This window comes from Anaerobacillus sp. MEB173 (genome assembly GCF_052119505.1).
Lineage (GTDB): Bacteria > Bacillota > Bacilli > Bacillales > JBJMAU01 > JBJMAU01.
The window spans coordinates 557246-579301 of the sequence record NZ_JBJMAU010000002.1 but is presented as its reverse complement, the minus strand read 5'-3'; the positions used below and the strand labels follow the sequence as shown (position 1 = coordinate 579301).

Annotated in this window: 17 protein-coding genes; 15 read left to right on the top strand and 2 right to left on the bottom strand. The window is 36.4% G+C overall.

Annotated features, from left to right (window positions below; genetic code table 11):
• Nucleotides 1–79: 79 nt before the first annotated feature.
• From ACJ2A9_RS07415 to ACJ2A9_RS07360, 12 genes are all read left to right on the top strand, one after another.
• Nucleotides 80–1033: a calcium/sodium antiporter gene (locus ACJ2A9_RS07415; RefSeq protein WP_441420975.1), complete on the top strand. Its 954-nt coding sequence runs from the start codon at nucleotides 80–82 to the stop codon at nucleotides 1031–1033.
• A 168-nt stretch (nucleotides 1034–1201) separates the two neighbouring features.
• On the top strand, nucleotides 1202–2194 hold the full coding sequence (locus ACJ2A9_RS07410) for a 2-hydroxyacid dehydrogenase (RefSeq protein WP_441420974.1): 993 nt from the start codon (nucleotides 1202–1204) through the stop codon (nucleotides 2192–2194).
• A gap of 226 nt (nucleotides 2195–2420) precedes the next feature.
• Nucleotides 2421–3125: a FadR/GntR family transcriptional regulator gene (locus ACJ2A9_RS07405; RefSeq protein ID WP_441420973.1), complete on the top strand. Its 705-nt coding sequence runs from the start codon at nucleotides 2421–2423 to the stop codon at nucleotides 3123–3125.
• Nucleotides 3126–3534: 409 nt separating this feature from the next.
• Nucleotides 3535–4548: a mannonate dehydratase gene (locus ACJ2A9_RS07400; RefSeq protein WP_441420972.1), complete on the top strand. Its 1014-nt coding sequence runs from the start codon at nucleotides 3535–3537 to the stop codon at nucleotides 4546–4548.
• A 122-nt stretch (nucleotides 4549–4670) separates the two neighbouring features.
• Nucleotides 4671–5177, top strand: coding sequence for a tripartite tricarboxylate transporter TctB family protein (locus tag ACJ2A9_RS07395; RefSeq protein ID WP_441420971.1), 507 nt, complete (start codon nucleotides 4671–4673; stop codon nucleotides 5175–5177).
• A gap of 63 nt (nucleotides 5178–5240) precedes the next feature.
• On the top strand, nucleotides 5241–6695 hold the full coding sequence (locus tag ACJ2A9_RS07390; RefSeq protein WP_441421046.1) for a tripartite tricarboxylate transporter permease: 1455 nt from the start codon (nucleotides 5241–5243) through the stop codon (nucleotides 6693–6695).
• A 65-nt stretch (nucleotides 6696–6760) separates the two neighbouring features.
• Entirely contained in the window at nucleotides 6761–7789 is a 1029-nt protein-coding gene (locus ACJ2A9_RS07385; protein WP_441420970.1) for a tripartite tricarboxylate transporter substrate binding protein, read from the top strand.
• A 223-nt stretch (nucleotides 7790–8012) separates the two neighbouring features.
• On the top strand, nucleotides 8013–8951 hold the full coding sequence (gene kdgD, locus ACJ2A9_RS07380; protein ID WP_441420969.1) for a 5-dehydro-4-deoxyglucarate dehydratase: 939 nt from the start codon (nucleotides 8013–8015) through the stop codon (nucleotides 8949–8951).
• A gap of 88 nt (nucleotides 8952–9039) precedes the next feature.
• Complete coding sequence (gene gucD, locus ACJ2A9_RS07375) at nucleotides 9040–10503, top strand: alpha-ketoglutaric semialdehyde dehydrogenase GucD (RefSeq protein ID WP_441420968.1); 1464 nt, start codon at nucleotides 9040–9042, stop codon at nucleotides 10501–10503.
• Nucleotides 10504–10604: 101 nt separating this feature from the next.
• Complete coding sequence (gene gudD, locus ACJ2A9_RS07370) at nucleotides 10605–11963, top strand: glucarate dehydratase (RefSeq protein ID WP_441421045.1); 1359 nt, start codon at nucleotides 10605–10607, stop codon at nucleotides 11961–11963.
• A 77-nt stretch (nucleotides 11964–12040) separates the two neighbouring features.
• Nucleotides 12041–13576, top strand: coding sequence for a galactarate dehydratase (gene garD / locus ACJ2A9_RS07365; protein ID WP_441420967.1), 1536 nt, complete (start codon nucleotides 12041–12043; stop codon nucleotides 13574–13576).
• Between the two features lie 95 nt (nucleotides 13577–13671).
• Nucleotides 13672–15003 carry a hypothetical protein gene (locus tag ACJ2A9_RS07360; RefSeq protein WP_441420966.1) on the top strand — a complete coding sequence of 444 codons (1332 nt, stop codon included), beginning with the start codon at nucleotides 13672–13674 and terminating at the stop codon, nucleotides 15001–15003.
• 294 nt (nucleotides 15004–15297) lie between these two features.
• On the opposite strand, the gene ACJ2A9_RS07355 is transcribed toward ACJ2A9_RS07360, so the two are convergent.
• Together ACJ2A9_RS07355 and dat are read right to left on the bottom strand one after the other, a co-directional pair.
• Nucleotides 15298–16539: a dicarboxylate/amino acid:cation symporter gene (locus ACJ2A9_RS07355; protein WP_441420965.1), complete on the bottom strand. Its 1242-nt coding sequence runs from the start codon at nucleotides 16537–16539 to the stop codon at nucleotides 15298–15300.
• A 232-nt stretch (nucleotides 16540–16771) separates the two neighbouring features.
• The gene (gene dat / locus ACJ2A9_RS07350) at nucleotides 16772–17605 is read right to left on the bottom strand and encodes a D-amino-acid transaminase (RefSeq protein ID WP_441420964.1); all 834 of its coding nucleotides are present in this window, start codon (nucleotides 17603–17605) and stop codon (nucleotides 16772–16774) included.
• Nucleotides 17606–17854: 249 nt separating this feature from the next.
• Here dat and ACJ2A9_RS07345 point away from each other — a divergent pair, with 249 nt between their 5' ends.
• The 3 genes from ACJ2A9_RS07345 to ACJ2A9_RS07335 all read left to right on the top strand — a co-directional run bounded on the left by ACJ2A9_RS07345 (nucleotide 17855) and on the right by ACJ2A9_RS07335 (nucleotide 22036).
• Complete coding sequence (locus ACJ2A9_RS07345) at nucleotides 17855–19105, top strand: ATP-binding protein (RefSeq protein ID WP_441420963.1); 1251 nt, start codon at nucleotides 17855–17857, stop codon at nucleotides 19103–19105.
• Nucleotides 19106–19268: 163 nt separating this feature from the next.
• A complete protein-coding gene (locus tag ACJ2A9_RS07340; protein WP_441420962.1) occupies nucleotides 19269–20867 on the top strand; it encodes a spore germination protein in 1599 nt (532 codons plus the stop codon).
• On the top strand, nucleotides 20867–22036 hold the full coding sequence (locus ACJ2A9_RS07335; protein WP_441420961.1) for a Ger(x)C family spore germination protein: 1170 nt from the start codon (nucleotides 20867–20869) through the stop codon (nucleotides 22034–22036). The genes ACJ2A9_RS07340 and ACJ2A9_RS07335 overlap by 1 nt, the downstream gene beginning before the upstream one ends.
• Nucleotides 22037–22056: the final 20 nt, after the last annotated feature.

Below are 22056 nucleotides of genomic sequence, written 5' to 3'. Positions count from 1 at the left end.
TTAAAAATTAGTGAATGAAAGTAGTTCTTTAGTATACGATAAATAGTACAATAGTGGAAAAAGAACGGAGCGTTAGAAAATGGCCTATGTCCTTTTGATTGTCGGATTCGCATTATTAATTAAAGGAGCGGATTTATTTGTTGATGGCGCATCAAGTATTGCCGGTTTACTGCGGATTCCTCCGCTATTAGTTGGACTAACCATTGTTGCATTTGGAACAAGTTCTCCTGAAGCAACAGTGAGTATCATAGCGGCAGTAGAAGGCAGTTCAGGTGTTTCATTAGGGAATGTCATTGGGAGTAATATTTTTAATATCACTCTCGTTATTGGAATTACAGCATTTTTAAATCCTTTGAAGGTAGAAAGTGAAACCATTCGAAAAGAAATCCCTTTTACCTTGTTAGCGAGCTTTACTTTGTTAGTCCTTATTTCAGATATATCGTTACAGTCGATGGATGAGAATTTAATTACCCGAAGTGACGGGATCATTTTCTTATTGTTCTTCTCCATATTTATGTATTACATCTTTGAGGTAGCCAGAAATGACCGTAATCAGTCCTCGGCAGACGAAATAACGAAAAAGGGTACATGGGGCAAGAGTATCTTTTATACAATTATAGGGCTTGCAGCCATTATCTTTGGTGGGGATTTCGTTGTGAAGAGTAGTACAGAAATTGCGTATTCGTTTGGATTGAATGAAACGTTGGTGGGATTAACGATTGTTGCCATTGGTACTTCCCTACCTGAATTAGTTACATCTGTGACAGCAGCGGTAAAAAAGCAAAGTGAAATTGCATTAGGAAATATTGTAGGAAGTAATATTTTTAATATATTATTTGTGCTCGGTACAGCCTCAGTCATTTCCCCGTTAATTGTTGACGGTAAGGTTTTTATTGATGTGATGCTGATGATTATGATCACAATTTTGTTGTTAGTTTTTTCAAGAACGCAATATCGAGTTGGAAAAACAGAGGGAATGATTCTCGCCGTAGTCTATATTGCCTATTTAATTTTCATTATCCTCCGTAATTAATCCAGAGAACAAATAAAGAAAAAGCAAAAAGAAATTTAGAAGTGATCGACGAATGTATCATTTTCGTTTATTGTTATGAGAGAACTGACCAGGATCTGCGATTTATATTTTATACGGAGGAAGGCTACTATCTCATAGCAAGTAGATTTAAAGGGGGTATAAACGAAATTGAAACCTAAAGTGATCGTCTATAAAAAAATCTCTGAAGAAACTAAAAGATATATTGAAAACTATTGTCAAGTAACCTATTTTGAAGATGAAACACCGGATTTATTACGTGGAAAACAGCGTTTTATAGAGGAGTTAAAAGATGCCAAAGGCCTATTAGGTTCGAGTTTAGTCATTGATCATGATCTTTTGGATAAAGCTCCGCAATTAAAAATTGTTAGTAATACTTCCGCTGGTTACAATAATTTTGACCTAACTGAACTGAGTCGCAGAAAGATCATGGCTACAAATACCCCAGATGTATTAACAGATACAACTGCAGATACAATCTTCGGGTTATTACTTGCAACAGCAAAAAGAATCCCTGAATTAGACCAGTTTGTAAAAAACAATGAATGGAATAACAAAATTGATGAAAGTCGTTATGGTGTTGATGTTCACCATAAAGTATTAGGAATCATCGGCATGGGACGGATTGGTTCTGCAATTGCTAAAAGAGCCAGCTTAGGATTTGATATGAAGGTACTGTACAATAATCGTACTAGAAATGAATTCTCTGAGAAAAGCTATGGTGCGGTTTATTGTGAGTTGGACGAACTGTTGAAAGTATCAGATTTTGTTTGTGTGATGGCTCCATTGACAGAGAAAACGAAAAATTCGATTGGTATAAAACAATTTAAGCTGATGAAGGAATCGGCTATTTTAATTGTTGGTTCAAGAGGGGGAATCGTCAATGAGAAGGAGCTCATAAATGCTCTACTGGAGGGGGATATTCTGGCTGCAGGGTGTGATGTTTATGAGAATGAACCTCTTAATGGAAACAACCCTTTATTATCGATGAAAAATGTTGTGACACTGCCGCATGTTGGATCAGCAACAAGAGAAACAAGGTTAGCGATGGATACATTGGCAGCAGAAAATCTAGTGAAGGGTCTAACTGGAGAACGGCCACCATCTATTATTAATGATGAAATTTTGAATGAATTATCATAAAAGTAGACGGCCTGATAACCATAATATCGGCTTAAATCAGGTCAACATCCTTTATTTTAGCCAGTTTTTTATCATTCATTTCAAAATAAGGTCGCAAATATAGTTATGGAAATCATTACAATTACTGTTATTTAATTTAAAATGTTAAAATTGTCTTACAAATAATATTTTTTCTTTTTATTATTCTTTGTTTTATTGTATATTGGTAGTATAGGGAGGTAGAAACATGGTTCGTGGTAAAGAAGTAGATATAAAGTCGATTAGTCGAAAAACACTTTCGCAGCAGGTAATCGATGAAATTATTGATTTATTGTTAACTGGACAACTAAAACCAGGAGATCGAATACCGTCAGAATTAGAATTAATGGAAACGTGTGATGTAAGTAGACCTGTGATTCGAGAAGCACTTACTTCACTAGAAGTATTAGGGATTGTTAATCGCAAAACACGAAATGGTACGTTTTTCTCTGACAAAATTGGGAGTAAACCATTTTCAATGATGTTAGCGCTTTCAGTCGGAGATATCCCATCGTTAATTGAAACCCGCATTGCCTTAGAATTAGGGCTGGTAACGTTAGCGGCTGAAAAAATTACAGATGAAGATTTAGGAAAATTAAGAGAAATTATTGAAGAAATGAAAAAATTACCGACAGAAGATTCTTCTGAACTGGATAAAGAGTTTCACAAAATTATCGCATTAAGTGCAAAAAATCCGTTATTTGAAGGGATTATTGAACCGTTACAAAATTTTCATGATAAAGTATTGGAGCAAATCCCTTATGAAGACAGGGATCTACAACAAACGTTACAATACCATATTGATATTTATCAAGCACTTGAAAAAAGAGATCCAATAGCTTCGTTCAACAGTATGTATCGTCATCTTGAGTTTGTTCGAAAAAAAGCTATGAAGAGGTTAGAAGATAACTAATTAACCGTTTATTTTTGTTAAGAGTAAGAAAATTGAACTCATTATTTAATTATTAATAAAGGGATAAATGGGGAGTATGCAACCATTTATCCCTTTTTTTGCGATTTTTTGAATATTCTTATGAAATTTATTATTGACTTAACGATTTAATTGTCTTACAATTAAATTGTCAGAAAGTTAGTTATTTTCATCTAGTAAAGAATTGAATTAGCTAGAAGATAAATTTCAATAATTCTGGCGACATATTGCTATTTATATCATAAAGGCTAATAAATATCACTGATTATTTTATATTTGGAAAGTATTGTGAGAAAGGATTTTTATTTTTTTAATGTAAGCGTATTCGATTACGTTAAAAATTGGTTTATACAATTTTTATGATGAAACAATGAGCTGGAGGGAAAAAATCATGATGAAAGTTTCAGTAACAACAACGAAATTTGATTTAACTGATGGCGATCTTAAACAAATGTGTCAGTTAGGTGTAGACTGTGTTGATTTTGGTACGGGATCATCTTTTCCAGGGGTAAAAGAACAAGGTTTTCCTGATCTAGATGAATTGTTAAAAATGAAGCGTAGAGTACGTTCATTTGGTTTAGATATTAATCGCGTAACATTACCGGACCTCTCTCAAGCGTTTATGAACAATGAAGAAGGCAGTGAAAAGGAGTTAGAAAACTCCGTTAATGCTGTAAAAGTTTTTGGTGAAGCGGGTATTAAAATTGTTAGACAACGCTTTGCCGGGGACACATTTAATTACATGACAAAAAGCTATCAAGCGAGACAAAGAGGCGGAGCAATCGCTCGCGGAGAAAGTTTAGGCTTTCAAAAAGAACCGTATGAAACACCTACATTGGAAGAGCATGAAAAATGGTGGAGCCGTTTTCGAGATGCGTACGCACAACTTGTACCTGTTTGTGAAGATTATGATGTGAAACTTGGTATGCATCCATCTGATTCTCCAAACCATGATACTCCATTTGGAGGATTGGGATACCGTCGAATTATGGATGAGTTCCCAAGTAAAAATGTCGGGTACATCTATTGTGTTGGGACACGTGCTGAAGAGGGAGGAAGCCCGTTAGTACTGAATGAAATTAACCATTATGGCAGAAAAGATCGAATTTTCCTCGTTCATTTCCGTAATGTCAGAGGTACGTTGCCAACAGCTGGGGCGTTTGAAGAAGCATTGTTAGATGACGGTGATATGAACATGTTTAAAATATTGCTTGAGCTTCGCAAGGTTGGTTACAATGGTTGTTTAAATCCTGATCATGTTCCAATGATGGAAGGCGATAACCCTGATTTAAATAAAAACTGGGCACATTCTAATATTGGTTGGAGCTATGGAAGTGTTGGGTTTGCCTACTCAATCGGATATATAAAAGCATTACTGGCAGCTTTAGTAGAATTCGAAGGATAATAATGAAAAATCATGCTTTAACAGTCAGCTTTATAAGGTAGATAGTATAATCTTAGCTAGTTTATAAAGCTGATTGTGACAAGCTTTTAGATGAAATGATCTAAAAGAGATAGGAGGTCACAATGATAAAAAAATTTCAAGATGTTTATGCAAGCGTTTTCTTAATTGGTGTCGCAGTTATTATGTATATGGCTACTTATAATATACAAGCCCTCACTGTATCGAATATAGGGGCAGATTTCATGCCTCGGTTGATAGCGATTTCACTTTTTATTCTGAGTACTATTATGCTTATTGGAGCTATTAAAAAGCTGAAAACTCCAGATCATAGCAAAGTCATCGAAGAGGAAGAATCGGAAACAGAAGATGAAGGTGCAAATCAAAAGATTAATATATGGTCAGTTGTTGCAACGATAGGCTTAATGATTGGGTATGTCTATTTATTACCGACAATCGGTTTTCTGATCATGACAACAGTTTATTTATTTCTTCAAATGATTGTCCTAGCTGATAAGGCTTACAGGAGAATTACTCTATTTATAGTGATCTCGATTATCTCTTCAGCGGCAATTTACTTTTTATTTAAGTCAGTATTCTATTTAAGATTACCAGCTGGGATTTTAGGATAGGGGGGTGTTCTTTTGTTTGAATTGTTTCTTGACGGTTTTGGAGCAGTACTAAACTTCAAAACGATGGGTTTCATACTAATAGGGGTAGCCTTAGGACTTGTGTTTGGGTCAGTCCCAGGGTTAACAGCTACAATGGCGATTGCGATCTGTCTTCCGATGACATTTGGAATGGCACCAATCGATGCGATGTCATTATTAATGGGATTATATATTGGTGGTGTATCAGGAGGTTTAATTCCTGCTATCTTGTTAAACCTTCCAGGAACACCTTCTTCAATAGCTACAACATTTGACGGGTATCCGATGGCCAAAAATGGACAACCTGGCGCAGCATTTGGTTATGCGATTTTGTTCTCATTTTTGGGAGGTCTGCTTAGTATTATCATTTTAATGTTATTGGCTCCGCCATTAGCAAAAGTGGCTCTTAAATTTGGACCATTCGAATACTTTGCAATAACTGTATTTGCGCTAACAATGATTTCAAGCTTAGCAGGGGGATCATTAGTCAAGGGGTTAATAAGTGGAATCATTGGTATTTCACTAGCAATGGTTGGTTCTGCTCCAATCGATGCTTTTCCAAGATTCACATTTGGGATGAATGCTCTTGATGCCGGATTTCAACTGTTACCAGTATTAATTGGTTTGTTTGCAGTATCTGAGATTATTAGAATTTCAGAATCAAAGATAAAAAAAGGAAAATCGATCAATTACGCAATGAAAGGGTTTGGGTTTTCGGTCAAAGACTTTTTTAAGCAAGGGTGGAATGGCCTAAGATCTAGTTTTATCGGAACTGGAATTGGAATTCTTCCAGGTATTGGTGGAGGAACAGCCAACATCATTGCTTATGTAACAGCAAAAAACCGATCAAAGAACCCTGAGTCGTTTGGAAAGGGTAACCCAGATGGGGTTGTTGCTTCAGAATCTGCGAACAATGCCGCAGTTGGTGGTGCACTTGTCCCTTTAATCTCACTTGGAATTCCTGGTGACACAGTTACAGCGTTACTTCTTGGAGGATTAGTTATTCACGGACTAACTCCAGGGCCATTACTTTTCCAAAATAATGGAGATGTTGTTTACGGGATTTTTGCAGCATTAATTATTGCAAACATTGCCATGATTGCATTCCTTTATTGGGGAATGAGAGTGTTTACAAGAGTACTAAGTATTCCTCAGTATATCCTGTTGCCGATTATTATCGTATTGTGTGTCGTTGGGGCGATCGGCGTTAACAACCGTATGTTTGATGCAGGAGCATTATTATTCTTTGGTATCCTTGGCTATATGCTATTAAAGTTTAAGTTTCCAGTTGCACCAATTATTTTAGGATTTATTCTTGGACCACTTTTGGAAACAAATTTACGACGAGGTTTGATGTACACAAAAGGAGAGTTTCTCCCATTTTTAACACAACCAATTGCAGCAGTTTTCTTAAGCCTTGCTGTCTTATCAATTATCTTAAAGATTCGAGACAATTATAAGAAAAAGAAAAAGGCTGATTCTAACACAATAGGTGCGTAAATTCATGAGCCATTTTAATAGGAAGTTTCCTATTAGAATATATAAAAAAACTAGGAGGGTTAATTATGAAAAAGACGTTAAAACCATTACTTTTACTTGTAGCTATGCTGTTCTTAGCAGCAGTTATTGTCGGCTGTTCAAGTGAGCAAGGATCGAGTGAACCAAGCAACGAAGAGGCAAACAATGGAAGTGCTGAGGAAAATGGCGCAAGTTCAGAAGGTTCCGCGGATTACCCTAAAGAGCCTATCACTCTTATTGTTCCAGCTGGAGCGGGTGGAGACACTGATGCAAATGCAAGATTACTAGGTAAGTATCTAGAAGCAGAACTTGGACAACCCGTTGTTATTTCAAACGTAACTGGTGCAGGCGGTACCGTTGGTGCCAGAGAAGTGTTAGATTCTGAAGCAGATGGATATACAGCTTTATTCTTCCATAACTCATTACTATTAAACCGTATTATGGGGTTAGTTGATTTTAGCTATGACACATTTAAATTAGCGGGGATTGCTGTGTTAGATGAAGGAAACACTTTTATGGTAAGTGGTGACTCTCAGTTCGAAGATTTACAAGACATGGTTGAATATGCTCGTGCAAACCCAGGTGAAGTTTCTATCGCTACTGAAGTTGGTGGATTCACACACTTACAATTATTAGCACTTGAAAAAGACCAAGGGATTGAACTTAATATCGTTGACGTTGGTGGAGCATCTGACAAAATTGCTGCTCTACTTGGGGGACATATTGATATCGTTCCAACATCTTTAGGATTAGTTAAAGATTATGTTGAATCTGGTGACATGAGAACATTAGGAATTATGGCGAAAGAAAGAGTAGATCTTATGCCAGATGTACCAACGTTCTTAGAGCAAGGCGTAAATAGTAGTTTTGAGAAGTTCTTCTTCCTTGGATTTAATCCAGATACACCAGATGAGATTGTTGAAGTATTCTCTAATGCAGTTGAAACTGTAGTTAACAATCCTGAGTATGTAGAAGAAGCAGCAAAATTCCTTGTTTCTCCTACGTATATGAATGCAGAAGAATCACTTAACTACATGAAAGAAGCAGAAGAGTATTACATCGAATTAAACCAATAATTAATAAGAAGCTATATGGATGCTCATTACTTGAGCATCCATATATTATGAAATAGAGCAAAAAGTAGTGTACTTGACAATTTAAAATTATCTTAATTTTTTGAGTTGACATCATTGTTTATTTGTCTTACAATTCAGTTATAAGATTTAATTGTAAGACAAATAAACAAATAAAATAAAAAATAATAAAAGCAAACTTTTGAAAAGAAAGGGATTGATGATAATGACAATCGAAAGAAAATCACCTACAGGAATTTTAGGTTTCCCAACAGCTCCTTATGATGAGAGTGGAACGATTGATGAAAAAGCATTAGCAACGAATATTGAGTTTTTAATTAGTGAAGGTCTTACTTCAATTTTTATCGCTTGTGGATCTGGAGAGTTCCATGCAATTAACAGAAAAGAATACCGAACGATGATAGAAGTAGCAATTTCCGTTGCTAAAGGCAAGGTTCCAGTTTATACAGGTGTTGGAGGAAACATTACAGATGCATTGGAATTAGTGAAACTATCTGAAGAATTAGGTGCAGAAGGTTACTTAATTTTACCTCCTTACTTAATCGAAGGTGAGCAAGAAGGATTATATAACTATTACAAAACGATTGTTGAGAGCAGTCATTTAAATGCCATCCTTTACCAAAGAGATAATGCCATTCTTCAATTAAAAACATTACAACGTTTAGTTGATGAATTACCACAAATCGTTGGATTAAAAGATGGACATGGAGATATGGAACTGAATCTTGCGATGACACAAACAATTGGTGATCGACTTGAATGGTTAAATGGAATGCCATTTGCAGAAATTACAATGCCAGCTTATGCAGGAATCGGTTATAATTCATATTCTTCAGCAATGTCTAACTATGTACCACACATCTCAAGAATGTACTACAATGCATTGTTAGAAGGAAATGATCAACTTGTGAAAGAGATTTACACTGAAGTTCTTTTACCAATCAATGAAATTCGTAAGTCGAAAAAAGGATATGCTGTTTCATTAATAAAAGCTGGAATGAAAATCGTAGGATTACCAGTAGAGAATACAGTTCGTCCACCAGTAGTTCCAGTATCTGAGGAAGACTATGCAAAGCTGGAAAACATTGTGAAATCAGCATTAGAAAAATACCCAGCAGAAAATAAAGAAGTTAGTAATTCATAATAGAAAGCTTTACAACATCTGAAAACGTTTACTAGACTTTAAGGCTAATTGTGTCTAAGATTATGATATTTAGGTCAGGAGGATTATAATGACGACAAAAACAGAAGTAAAACAATATTTAAACTACATTAATGGTGAGTGGGTTGCTAGTTCGAATGAAGAAGTAACTGAAAGCATCAGTCCTGCCAATAAAAATGAGATCGTAGGTTATGTTCAAAAGTCTACGAAGGAAGATTTAGATCAAGCTGTTGCAGCAGCAAAAATAGCACAGGTAGCTTGGAGAAAATTATCAGGTGCAGCAAGAGGAGATTTCCTTTATAAAGTTGCTAACATTTTAGAAAGCAAGCTTGATGCAGTTGCAGAAACGATGACACGAGAAATGGGAAAAACTCTTCCAGAAGCAAAAGGAGAAACAGCTCGAGGTGTAGCAATTCTACGTTATTATGCTGGGGAAGGGATGAGAAAGGTTGGGGATGTCATTCCATCAACTGACAGCGATGCGCTAATGTTTACTACGCGCACTCCATTAGGGGTTGTTGGTGTGATCACACCTTGGAACTTCCCAGTGGCGATTCCAATTTGGAAAATAGCTCCTGCTCTTATATACGGAAACACTGTTGTATTGAAGCCAGCTGGTGAAACATCAGTAACGGCGGCGAAAGTCATTGAGTGTTTTGCTGAAGCAGGCTTACCTGCTGGTGTAATTAACATGGTAACTGGTTCTGGATCGGTAATTGGTCAAGGATTAATTGATCACGAAGATATTAATGGTATTACATTTACTGGATCAGACCAAGTTGGGAAAACAGTAGGTCAAGGTGCATTAGCTCGTGGTGCAAAATATCAACTTGAGATGGGGGGTAAGAACCCTGTAATCGTAACTGATGATGCTGATCTTGATCTAGCAGTTGAAGCAACAATTAGTGGTGGTCTACGTTCAACAGGTCAGAAATGTACAGCGACAAGCCGTGTCATTGTTCAAAGTGGTGTCTATGAAGAGTTCAAAGAGAAGCTAGTTGCTAAAGTAAAAGAAATTAAAGTTGGTGATGGCTTACAGGAAGGCACATGGATGGGGCCTTGCGCAAGTGAAAGTCAACTAAATACAGTACTTTCTTACGTTGAAAAAGGACAAGAAGAAGGGGCAACACTTCTATATGGTGGAAAGAAACATGAAGAAGAAGGCCTTGAAAATGGTTTCTATGTACAGCCAGCTGTATTTGATAATGTTACAAACGACATGATCATTGCACAAGAAGAGATCTTTGGTCCAGTACTTGCTTTAATTAAAGTTGACACAGTTGAAGAAGCACTTGATGTTGCCAACGACTCGAAATTTGGCTTAAGTGCATCGATCTTTACAACAAACGTGTCAAATATGCTTTCTTTCATTAAAGATATGGATGCTGGATTAGTTCGTATCAATGCCGAAAGTGCGGGAGTTGAACTTCAAGCACCATTCGGAGGAATGAAGCTTTCTAGCTCAGGTTCCCGTGAACAAGGGGAAGCTGCAAAAGAATTCTTCACTTCAATTAAGACAGTATTTGTAAAATAAGATGAATTAAGTTATCCCTCATTATAACTGGGGGATAACTTTCCTAGTTTCTATTATTATTTCTGAATATAATGACAGAGGTGAATACATTGAATCCACAAATGACAAATGAAACATTAGCAGCAGAGCGCAAATCGAATACACCAGTGATAACAGAAATGCAAGTGATCCCGGTTGCTGGTCATGACAGTATGTTATTTAATTTAAGTGGTGCACACGGTCCTTTCTTTACACGAAATATTGTTATTTTAAAAGACAACGCAGGTAACACAGGTGTTGGTGAAGTTCCAGGCGGAGAAGGCATTCGTAAAACATTAGAGGATGCCAAGTCGTTGGTTGTCGGACAATCAATCGGGACATATAACAACATTCTCAATTCTGTAAGAAAGCAGTTTGCTGATCGAGATGCAGGCGGGCGTGGTTTGCAAACCTTTGATCTTCGTATCACAATCCATGCAGTTACAGCTTTAGAAGCAGCGTTACTGGACCTTGTCGGAAAATTTCTAAATGTACCGGTTGCGGCTTTGCTTGGAGAAGGTCAACAACGAGATGCGGTCGAAATGCTTGGATATTTATTCTATATTGGTGACCGCAACAAAACCGATTTAGCTTATTTAAGTGATTCAAATGCCAAGAATGACTGGTTCCGTTTGCGTCATGAGGAAGCATTAACTCCTGAAGCGGTTGTTCGTTTAGCAGAAGCAGCACATGAGCGCTATGGCTTTAACGACTTTAAGTTAAAAGGCGGAGTATTACGAGGAGAAGAAGAAATCGAAGCAGTGACAGCGATTGCTAAGAGATTCCCTGAAGCAAGAGTCACCCTAGATCCAAATGGAGCATGGTCTTTAGAAGAAGCAATTAGATTGTGTCGTGACAAGCATGATGTTCTAGCTTATGCGGAAGATCCATGTGGTGCTGAAAATGGTTATTCTGCTAGAGAAGTAATGGCAGAATTCCGTAGAGCAACTGGATTACCGACAGCGACAAATATGATTGCGACTGATTGGAGACAAATGGGTCACTCGATCCAATTACAATCTGTTGATATTCCATTGGCTGATCCTCATTTCTGGACAATGCAAGGCTCAGTGCGAGTAGCTCAAATGTGTCATGAATGGGGATTAACATGGGGATCACACTCAAACAACCATTTTGATATTTCATTAGCGATGTTTACTCACGTAGCAGCAGCTGCACCGGGTAAAATTACGGCGATTGATACGCACTGGATTTGGCAGGATGGTCAAAATCTAACGAAAGAACCTTTCCAAATTGTCAATGGTATGGTTGATGTTCCTCAAAAATCAGGATTAGGAATTGAACTGGACATGGATCAAATTGAAAAAGCACATCAGCTTTATAAAAAAGAAGGACTAGGTGCTCGTGATGATTCGATTGCGATGCAATATTATATTCCTGGATGGAAATTTGATAATAAACGTCCATGTCTTGTTAGATAAAGTCGAGGTATCAAAATTGATCAATGGCTCTCCTCTAGGTTGATTAGAGTTATGCTATTATGGAAAGGAGTTTAACTATGTCACTGAATGAAACAGAAAAGGAAATTCCTCTCTACATCAAAGTGAATGAGCAAGATAATGTTGCCATTATTGTAAATTCAGGAGGATTAGAAGAAGGTACAGCTTTTTCTTGTGGACTAGTATTGCAAGAAAAAGTTCCACAAGGGCACAAAGTAGCACTGACTGATTTGGATCAAGGTCAATCAGTCGTGCGTTATGGCGAAATCATTGGTTATGCGGCTACCCCAATAAAAAAGGGTAGTTGGATAACTGAAAATTTAGTAGAGCTGCCGACACCTCCTGAATTGGATGAGTTACCAATTGCAAATAAAGTTCCTAATGAGCAGCAACCTCTTGAAGGCTATACCTTTGAAGGCTATCGAAATGCTGATGGCAGTGTAGGTATAAAGAATATACTCGGAATTACAACAAGTGTTCAATGCGTTGTAGGTGTTCTCGATTATACAGTTAATAAAATTAAGCAGGAACTTTTACCGAAGTATCCAAATGTACATGATGTTGTAGCGATTAATCATACGTATGGTTGTGGTGTGGCGATTAATGCACCTGAGGCAAAAGTTCCGATTCGGACGATTCAAAGTATGGCAACACATCCTAATTTTGGTGGAGAAGTGATGGTCATCGGATTAGGCTGTGAAAAATTATTGCCAGAAAGAATTGCCCCTGATGGAAGCTCAGAAGATATTCTATCTTTACAAGATCAGCAAGGGTTTACAGTAATGGTTCAATCGATTATGGCAATGGCAGAAGAACGATTGAAGAAGTTAAATCAGAGGGAGAGGGTAACATGCCCAGCATCCGATTTAGTGATCGGACTGCAATGCGGTGGGAGCGATGCTTTCTCAGGTGTTACAGCGAATCCTGCTGTAGGCTACGCTGCTGATTTACTTGTCCGTGCTGGAGCAACAGTATTATTTTCAGAGGTGACTGAGGTTCGTGATGCTGTTCATTTATTAACACCACGTGCAGTTAATAAAGAAGTTGGTCAAGCGCTAATTGATGAAATGAAGTGGTATGATAATTACTTACAAAAAGGTGATGCTGACCGAAGTGCCAATCCATCACCTGGCAATAAAAAAGGCGGATTAGCTAACGTCGTCGAGAAGTCACTCGGTTCAATTGCTAAATCTGGAACGAGCCCAATCTTTGGTGTATTATCCCCAGGTGAAAAGGTGAAACAAAAGGGGTTAATTTTTGCAGCTACTCCTGCAAGTGATTTCGTTTGTGGAACATTACAATTCGCTTCAGGAATGCATCTTCAAGTGTTTACAACAGGGCGAGGAACCCCTTATGGTTTAGCGATGGCACCGGTCGTTAAGGTTTCCACTCGGAATTCTTTGGCAGAACAGTGGAATGACTTAATTGACATCAATGCTGGACGAATTGCAACTGGTGAGGCAACGATTGAAGATGTAGGCTGGGAGCTTTTCCATTTTATCTTAGATGTTGCAAGTGGGAAAAAGCAGACATGGTCAGAACATTGGGGATTACACAATGATTTAAGCCTATTCAATCCAGCCCCAATCACATAATAGCCATAAACTTTTCATAATGATTTAAGGTACCGTATCAAATGGTGCCTTTTCCCTTTTTGGTTGAGAGTTAAAATTTGGAGATGAGAATCACGATGCGAAGTTATCTCATTTTATTAATGTGTATTGTGTTTTTAGTTCAATATTTTTTGCAACTGATTTGGTTGGAATATCTTGTTGTTGTTTTGGCATTAATAGCATTTGTAGCTAGTGCAACAAATGCAAACCCGTTCCCGCGAATTGTTGGAATCATCATGCTAGGAACAGGAATTATATTGGAATTTTACAAAGGACCAGGGCTAGCAGGGATTGCTGAAGGGATTATGCTTATCCTTCCTTTGCTTTGTCTTGTCACGTTAGCACCACTGCTTTCACTCCCGTTGAAACAGGGAGGATACTTTGAAGCTGTTGAATCGTTATTACGAAACTTATTACATCATCCAAAAAGGTTATTTGCTGGAATTACAACATCATTATTTGTCTTAAGCCCGATCTTAAGTTTGGGCTCCGTTCGAATTATTAATGAATTTCTAGCTGACTTAAAACTCCCTTCATTTATGTCGGCGAAAAGTTATTTAATTGGTTTTTCAACTGCAGTGATGTGGTCACCCTATTTTGCTTCAGTCTCGTTAGTTCTTTATTATTTAGACATGCCAGTTGGTAATTATATTTTATATGGAATTGGCTTATCCTTTCTTTCTTTATTAATTGGTAATTTTCTATTTGTCCTTTGGGAAAAAAGGCATCCTCTGGGTCAGAATATAAGGCCGGAAATGCCAATAGAGAAAAAGGATCGAAATCGGCTAGTTTTACTTGGAGTATTTGTCATCTCACTGTTGTCGATGTCATTAACGATTGAGTATATAACAAAATGGTCAATGATTGTCATTGTTTCATTAATTTCCATCCTATTACCGTTAGTTTGGGGAACGGTAACGAACAGCTGGAAAGCGCTGTACCCACATTTTAAAGTATATCGTGATCAATCTGTTCCGATGCTGAATAATGAAATTACCCTATTTACGAGTGCAGGTTTATTTGCTCATGCGATTCAAGGGACGAGTTTGGCTAATACAGTTAGTGAGTTTCTAGTAGTTGTAGCGTCTCAATCCTTTTTATTATTCGCATTAGCAGTTATGATAATTGTCTTAGTTTTTACGTATATTGGACTACATCAAATTGCGGTTATTGCGGCTTTAGCAATGCAGTTGAACCCTCAGGATTTAGGGATTAGCACTCTTTCATTAGCGATGCTTTTATTACTTTCTTGGTCGATTTCTGCTTCATTAAGCCCTTTTTCTGGCCTGAATTTGATGGTTAGCAGAATTGTAGGGATTTCTGGAGTACAGGTTGGTCTTCGCGCAAATGGGTTGCATTTATTAATGTTAGCTATTTTAGGAATTGGAATAATCATGTTTATACGATAATGAAAAGGTAGAAGTATGGATATCAATGCTTCTACCTTTTGTTAGTTTGATAGATCATTAGCTAAACGAATAGAAATTAGAACATTTAAACTTTGAGTAAGTTTTATGCTTCTAGACTTTTCTCGTATCATTTTTCAGAAAATTTATAGAGGAAGCGTTTAATAGCCTCTTGGTATTTAGGTTTCAAGGGGATAATCACTTTACAAAACTATTACAACAAGAATTTTTTAAGATAACATAAACGGAAAAGCACTAAGTAAGTAAAGTTTACTTACTCAGTGCTTTTTCTTCAATTTAAGCTGATTTCGTTTGATTCTCTTCATTGCCGTTATTTTTATCTTCCGAACTAGAAATAACAACTGCACATGAAGCATCACCAGTAATATTAACAGCTGTACGTAACATGTCTAAAATACGGTCAACAGCTAGGACTAGGGTAATTCCTTCCACAGGAAGACCAACAGATGTTAGTACCATTGCAAGCATAATTAAGCCTACACCAGGAACTCCTGCCGTTCCGATACTTGCTAATACAGCGGTTAAGATCACAGTAATCAAATCTCCAAATGACAAGTCAATCATATAGACTTGAGCAATAAAAACAGTTGCAACCGCTTGCATAATTGCTGTGCCGTCCATATTAATTGTTGCACCTAACGGTTGGACAAAACTACTTACAGATTTAGAAACTTTTAAATTTTCCTGAGCAGTTTTCATCGATATAGGTAATGTTGCACTACTACTTGACGTACTAAAAGCAACAATCATCGCCGGTGAAAACTTTTTGAAGAATTCAATTGGGTTTTGTTTTGCCAAAAAGGCAACTGCTGAACCGTAAGTGATGAGTGCATGAATAATTAACGCAGCAACGACAGAAATCATATATAAGAACATTGCTTGTAATGCAGGTAAACCAAGTTTACCAATCGCTGATGCAATTAAGGCAAATGCTCCATATGGCGCTAAATACATGACAATTTTTACAAGGTACATCATCACTTCGTTACCTTGTTCGACTAAATTTAAAATTCCTTTAGTTTTATCACCTAGTCTTGCTAAAGCAAATCCAATTAAAACAGCAAATGTAATTATTTGTAACATGGTTCCTTGAGCCATTGAATCAATTGGATTTGTAGGAATAATATTGAGTAGTGTTTCCATCACCGGTGGTGCTTCTTTTGCTTCAAATTGACTAGCTTCAGTTTCGAATGCACCTCCTGCACCTGGTTGAATAACATAGGCAATCGAAAGCCCAATTACAAGGGCTATTGCCGTAGTAATTAAATAATAACTAATTGTTTTTCCGCCAATTCGACCAAGTTTTTTAGGATCACTGATACCTGCAGTTCCTAAAATAATCGAAAATAATACAAGTGGTACCACAAGCATTTTAATAGAATTAAGGAATAAAGTACCCATGGGATCAAAGATATAATAATCAATAATTCCAAAGGCATTTGGCGCAAATAGGTTAAATCCTAAGCCAGTAAAGAGACCTAGAATTAATGCGATAATAATATGTTTTGTTAGTTTCATAACATCCTCCTATCTATATATTTAAATATAATTTTCTAATATAATTAATATTGTGTCAATGGTAACTGCTTACATTTAATAATACTAGTATTTAATGTAAATAATCAAAAAAGAGTGAATTAATTGAGTGATCTGTAAATTCAAAAAATATTATATTGGAATAAATTTAAAAAGATGAAAAATTAAAAACTCCTCTACTGATTTTAGTAATAATTAGTAGAGGAGTTATAGATTAATAAGTATACAGTTTCTTATACTCTTCATAAAGTTTATTTGTTTTTGGACGGTCAATAGGTAGTCGTGCATCGTTAATTTTCTTTACTGGTAATAGTTCCACCGAGGTACTTGTGATAAATACTTCATTAGCACTCTGTAAAAATTGCACATCGAATTCCTGTTCTTTAACATTAATATTCTGTTGCTTGGCAAGCTGGATTACTTTTGCTCTAGTAATTCCATGCAAAATACGGTTAGTTGCAGGGTGAGTATAGAGAATACCATTCTTAAAAACAAATACATTGCTGCTCGAACCTTCTGTGACGATACCATTTCTTACTAATATCGCCTCCCTGCACTGATTAGCGATTGCTTTTTGTTTCGCCATCACATTAGGTAATAAGTTTAACGATTTAATGTAGCAATTGAGCCAGCGGACATCATCGAGTAATAATACATTAATACCTTCTTTTCGCTCTTGGTCATCTACTTTTTTAGCAGAGCGAATCGTCATTGAAAAAGTAGAAGAGATATTTGGAAAATGATGTTGTCTAGGAGCAATGCCTCTCGTAATTTGGAAATAAATCTCTGCTTCTGAAATGTTAGAACGTTTCAAGCCCTCCTCAATAATTTCTATTATTTTTGTTCTGGGAAAGGGGAGTTTTAATTCAATAGCACTTGCACTTCGCTCCAAGCGATCAAGATGTTCTTTAAGCAGAAATGGTTTACCATAATATACACGGATCACTTCATAAACCCCATCACCAAATTGATGTCCTCGTTCTTGAATTGGAATGACATTATCGTTAATATCTACAAAATTATCATTATAAAAGGCCACTTCTTTCATCTTTATCATGCCCTTTCTATTCAACTTATTATTCTTTAGTCCTTACACGTATTATAACTTATCATTTGACCGACAAAAGGGAAAAATATGTGTAATAAGGTAACAGTTAATTCGTAGTTTTGTAAATTCATAGGGCTGTTACTTTTTTTAAAAATTAATTATATTCCTAAAGCTTATTTTTGATGTAAAATGTAAAAATGGTAAAAGATATATCTTAGTATTGTTAGTCTTAGGAAGGGGTACTACAAATTGAAAAATACAAAGATCCTGTTTCTATATATCCTTCTAGGTTTCTTTTGGATGGTAGTGACGGATTATATAGTTGAACAATATGCTTCTATTGAATGGATCATGACGTTTCAAAGAATTAAAGGAGTAATTTACGTACTACTCACTACCTGTTTCTTTTACTTTGTCCTCAAAAAAATTGAGGAATTAAATGATACAAAAGAACAGGAACAAAAGTTATCAACACTTATTAACTCCATGGTTGATTTCGTTAATTTTAAGGATGGCGAGGGCAGATGGCTCGAGATCAATGATTTTGGTTTGAAATTGTTTCAACTAGAGAATGTTGATTACCGTGGGAAAACGGATTCAGAACTAGCTGAATACACATCCTTCTATAAGGAAGCGTTAATCTATTGTGAAAATTCAGATGAAATAGCGTGGCAAAATGGGAAAATTACCCGGTGTGAAGAGGTTATTCCTATGCCGAATGGTACAAGCAAGTTTTTTGATACAATTAAAGTTCCGCTGTTTCATGAAGACGGGAGTAGAAAAGGTTTAGTAGTCATTGGACGTGATATTACCGATCGAGTCCAAGCTGAGGAGCAGCTGAGGAAAAGAGAGAAACTGTCAATTGTCGGTGAGTTAGCCGCGAGTGTGGGGCATGAAATTAGAAATCCGTTAACATCAATTAAAGGTTTTCTACAATTATTACAAAAGAAGGAAAACAATAACAAAACATATTATGACCTGATGTTAAATGAGCTCGAACGAATCGACCATATTGTTGGGGAACTCTTAATGCTCGCAAAACCGCAAAAAATACATTTTTCAACATTCGATGTGAAGGAGATTTTGAAAGATGTAGTTTCATTATTACAAACACAAGCAAATATGAACAACATCATTTTATATTATGATTTTGATGTGAACGAGGAATTTTTCATTAAATGTGAAAAAAATATGTTAAAGCAATTATTCATTAATCTTGTCAAAAATGCGATTGAGGCTTCTAGTGATAAAGGAAAAGTGTGGATAAATCTTAAGAAGAAACCAGAAAAGATCATTATTACCGTTGAGGATGAAGGGACAGGAATTCCTGAGCATTTTCTAAAACGATTGGGTGAACCTTTCTACTCTTCAAAGGAGAAAGGAACGGGATTAGGCTTAACAGTCAGTCACAAAATAGTTGAACAACATAAAGGAAATATCCATTTTCAGAGTCGTGAAGGTGTTGGAACTAAAGTTGAAGTTGAGCTCCCTGTAAATTAAGCAAAACCTAGTCTCTTTTTCTTAGATTTATACTGTAACTAAAAAAATGCTGTTTAATTAAGTGCAGATTATTAATCTGTACTTTTGTTTATTTTCACTAGTATGATTTTCTTGTTTTTACAGATAATATGGAGAATAACGTTTAGCTGAAAGAGGAATATTTGTGATTAAGAAATTCCGAAGTAAAAAAAAAATTCAACCAAATAAATGTGCTAAATCTCAAGGAAATCCCCAATTTGATACGTTCAAAATTGAAAAGGATTTAGTGAAAAATTCAGATCACTTAAAAGGCGTTTTAGGAAAAAGTGCTGATATGAAGTTTAGAGAAATCGAATTATACTTCGGCACCCCTATCAATGTGTTTATTTGCTTTTTAGATGGTCTAGTTAATGAAGACTATATGAATCTACATATAATCAAGCCATTAATGGAACCTAATTTTGCAATTCCTAACAATATAGGATCAGAGGATTTTTTAGCAATTGTTCAAAAGCGAATTTTAAGCACATCAAGTATTAATAAAGAAACATCGATGAATAATGTCATAGAAAGTATTTTATCAGGACAAACAGTTATTTTTATTGATGGCCATGATTCAGCTTTACTTGTAAGTACCCAAGGATTTGAGTCAAGAAATGTAGAAGAACCAGATACTGAATCCAACGTAAGAGGGGCACGGGAAGGATTTAATGAAGTTTTAAAAGTAAATACGTCTTTAATTCGCAGAAAAATTAATAATCCCAACTTAATATTTGAGAGTATGAAAATAGGTAAGCAAACAAAAACAAACATTCGAATCGGATATATCGCTGGAATTGCGAATCCAAAAATAGTAGATGAAGTAAAACAACGAATTCAACGAATTGACACAGATACGATCTTAGAATCTGGTTATATTGAACAGTACATTGAAGATCACCCTTATTCAATTTTTCCAACCATTGCAAATAGTGAAAAGCCTGATAAAGTTGCAGCAAAAATATTAGAAGGCAGAGTTGCGATCTTTTGTGATGGGTCCCCTTTCGTATTAACGGTACCACATTTGTTTGTTGAAACGTTACAAGTTCCGGAAGACTATTATTCGCGTCCCTATTTAGCTTCACTTATGAGGTTTTTTAGAATTTTATCTTTATTTTTAACTGTTGGTACCCCAGCCTTATTTGTTGCAGTAGCTACTTATCATCATGAAATGGTACCATCTCTACTTCTTACAACAATGGCTGCTGCTGAAGAAAAAGTCCCTTTTCCAGTTTTTATAGAAGCTTTACTTATGTCAATTGTTTTCGAGTTACTTAGGGAAGCCGGGGTTCGGATGCCACGGCCCGTTGGTTCTGCGATTAGTATTGTAGGAGCATTAGTGATTGGTGAAGCCGCCGTTCAAGCAGGATTGGTAAGTGCACCAATGGTTATTGTTGTCGCCCTTACAGCAATTACAGGGTTTGTTGTGACTGCTTTAAATGATGCTGTTGTTTTATCTAGGTTTTTCCTTTTATTCCTGGCGGCTACCCTGGGTTTTTATGGTATTTTAATGGGGAGTCTTATCATCGTTGGACATATGTGTTCATTACGTTCTTTTGGTACGCCTTATCTAGCTCCAGTAGCTCCAATAATATTGAATGGGTTTAAAGACTCTTTTGTACGTATGCCGCTATGGACGCTAAACACTAGGCCCCAGTCGGTCGTCTGGAAAAAGTCAACTAGGCAAGGACACACCAACAAACCAAATCCCTCTGATTCGGACGATGGAAGGGGGCAAAGTTGATGCGAATTATCATTGTTATCTTCTGCTTTTTATTTGTTACAGGGTGCTGGGATCGGCAGGAATTAACCGAAATTGGAATCGTTTCTGCAGTAGCAATTGATAAAAATCCCGATACCGGAGAATATGAAATTACAGCTCAATTTTTAAGACCCGCTGCAGAAAGTACGCAAACGCCAAGTCCGGAACGCCCTTTTTTACTCGTGACAACTACGGGAAAAACAATATTTGAAGCGGTTCGAAAGACGAACCAAACTACAGATCGAAGAAGCTTCTTAGCCCATAACAAAGTGATTATTATTAGTGAAGAGGTCGCAAAAGAAGGGCTAGTTCCAGTGTTGGACCCTTTTCAAAGAGGTAAAGAAATAAGAGGCTATGTTTGGCTTTGTATTTCTAAAGGGATAAACGGGAAAGAAATATTAGGAATTAAATCAGATAATATTGCACGAATACCGGCAAACTATTTAAATAGTTTAATTGATAATGTAGAGAACAATGCTGCTACGATTAATATGCTTACTTATTTTAAAGAAGTATTAGGCGAAGGCAAAGACCCTGTTGCAGGGGTTCTAAGTATTGAAAAAACAAAGACAGAGCCTTTTCAACGTGTAAAACTTTCAGGGGGAGCTGTTTTTCAAAAAGATAAATTAAAAGGTTTTTTGAATGAAATGGAAACAGAGGGCTATCATTGGGTGACTGGAAATGGGAATGCGGATACAGGAGTGATAACACTTTCACTTGGCGAAGAGGAAGGCCAATTTGTAACAGTTGAAATCCTAAATGTTAGTGCAAAGACTATACCGGAAGTAAATGGAGAAAATCAAATCTCGTTTACGATTGATATAGATGAAGAGGGTAGACTAACCGACCAGGAAATGATTGGCCAATTTAAAGAACGGAAGGAACAACTAGATTTTTTGAAGGAAGTTGAAGAAGAAAACAGAAAAACGATTGAAGAAGAAATTAATGCAGTTTTAAAAAAAGCACAACAAGATTATCAAGCCGACATCTTTGGCTTTGGAGAGACATTAAGTAAAGAGTATCCTGATGTTTGGAACAAGGTCAAGGACAATTGGGATGAACGTTTTCCAGAAGTTGCGGTTACTGTTAATGTAAATATAGAAATAACAAGTACTGTGCTCTTGCAAGGTCCGATGGAACCAAAATTTTAAAATCAAATTATCGTTTAAAC

Coding starts and splice junctions, on each gene's coding strand:
- ACJ2A9_RS07415 (WP_441420975.1), top strand. CDS start 80: ATGGCCTATGTCCTTTTGATTGTCGGATTCGCATTATTAATTAAAGGA.
- ACJ2A9_RS07405 (WP_441420973.1), top strand. CDS start 2,421: ATGGTTCGTGGTAAAGAAGTAGATATAAAGTCGATTAGTCGAAAAACA.
- ACJ2A9_RS07400 (WP_441420972.1), top strand. CDS start 3,535: ATGATGAAAGTTTCAGTAACAACAACGAAATTTGATTTAACTGATGGC.
- ACJ2A9_RS07395 (WP_441420971.1), top strand. CDS start 4,671: ATGATAAAAAAATTTCAAGATGTTTATGCAAGCGTTTTCTTAATTGGT.
- ACJ2A9_RS07390 (WP_441421046.1), top strand. CDS start 5,241: ATGGGTTTCATACTAATAGGGGTAGCCTTAGGACTTGTGTTTGGGTCA.
- ACJ2A9_RS07385 (WP_441420970.1), top strand. CDS start 6,761: ATGAAAAAGACGTTAAAACCATTACTTTTACTTGTAGCTATGCTGTTC.
- kdgD (WP_441420969.1), top strand. CDS start 8,013: ATGACAATCGAAAGAAAATCACCTACAGGAATTTTAGGTTTCCCAACA.
- gucD (WP_441420968.1), top strand. CDS start 9,040: ATGACGACAAAAACAGAAGTAAAACAATATTTAAACTACATTAATGGT.
- gudD (WP_441421045.1), top strand. CDS start 10,605: ATGACAAATGAAACATTAGCAGCAGAGCGCAAATCGAATACACCAGTG.
- garD (WP_441420967.1), top strand. CDS start 12,041: ATGTCACTGAATGAAACAGAAAAGGAAATTCCTCTCTACATCAAAGTG.
- ACJ2A9_RS07360 (WP_441420966.1), top strand. CDS start 13,672: ATGCGAAGTTATCTCATTTTATTAATGTGTATTGTGTTTTTAGTTCAA.
- ACJ2A9_RS07355 (WP_441420965.1), bottom strand. CDS start 16,539: ATGAAACTAACAAAACATATTATTATCGCATTAATTCTAGGTCTCTTT.
- dat (WP_441420964.1), bottom strand. CDS start 17,605: ATGAAAGAAGTGGCCTTTTATAATGATAATTTTGTAGATATTAACGAT.
- ACJ2A9_RS07335 (WP_441420961.1), top strand. CDS start 20,867: ATGCGAATTATCATTGTTATCTTCTGCTTTTTATTTGTTACAGGGTGC.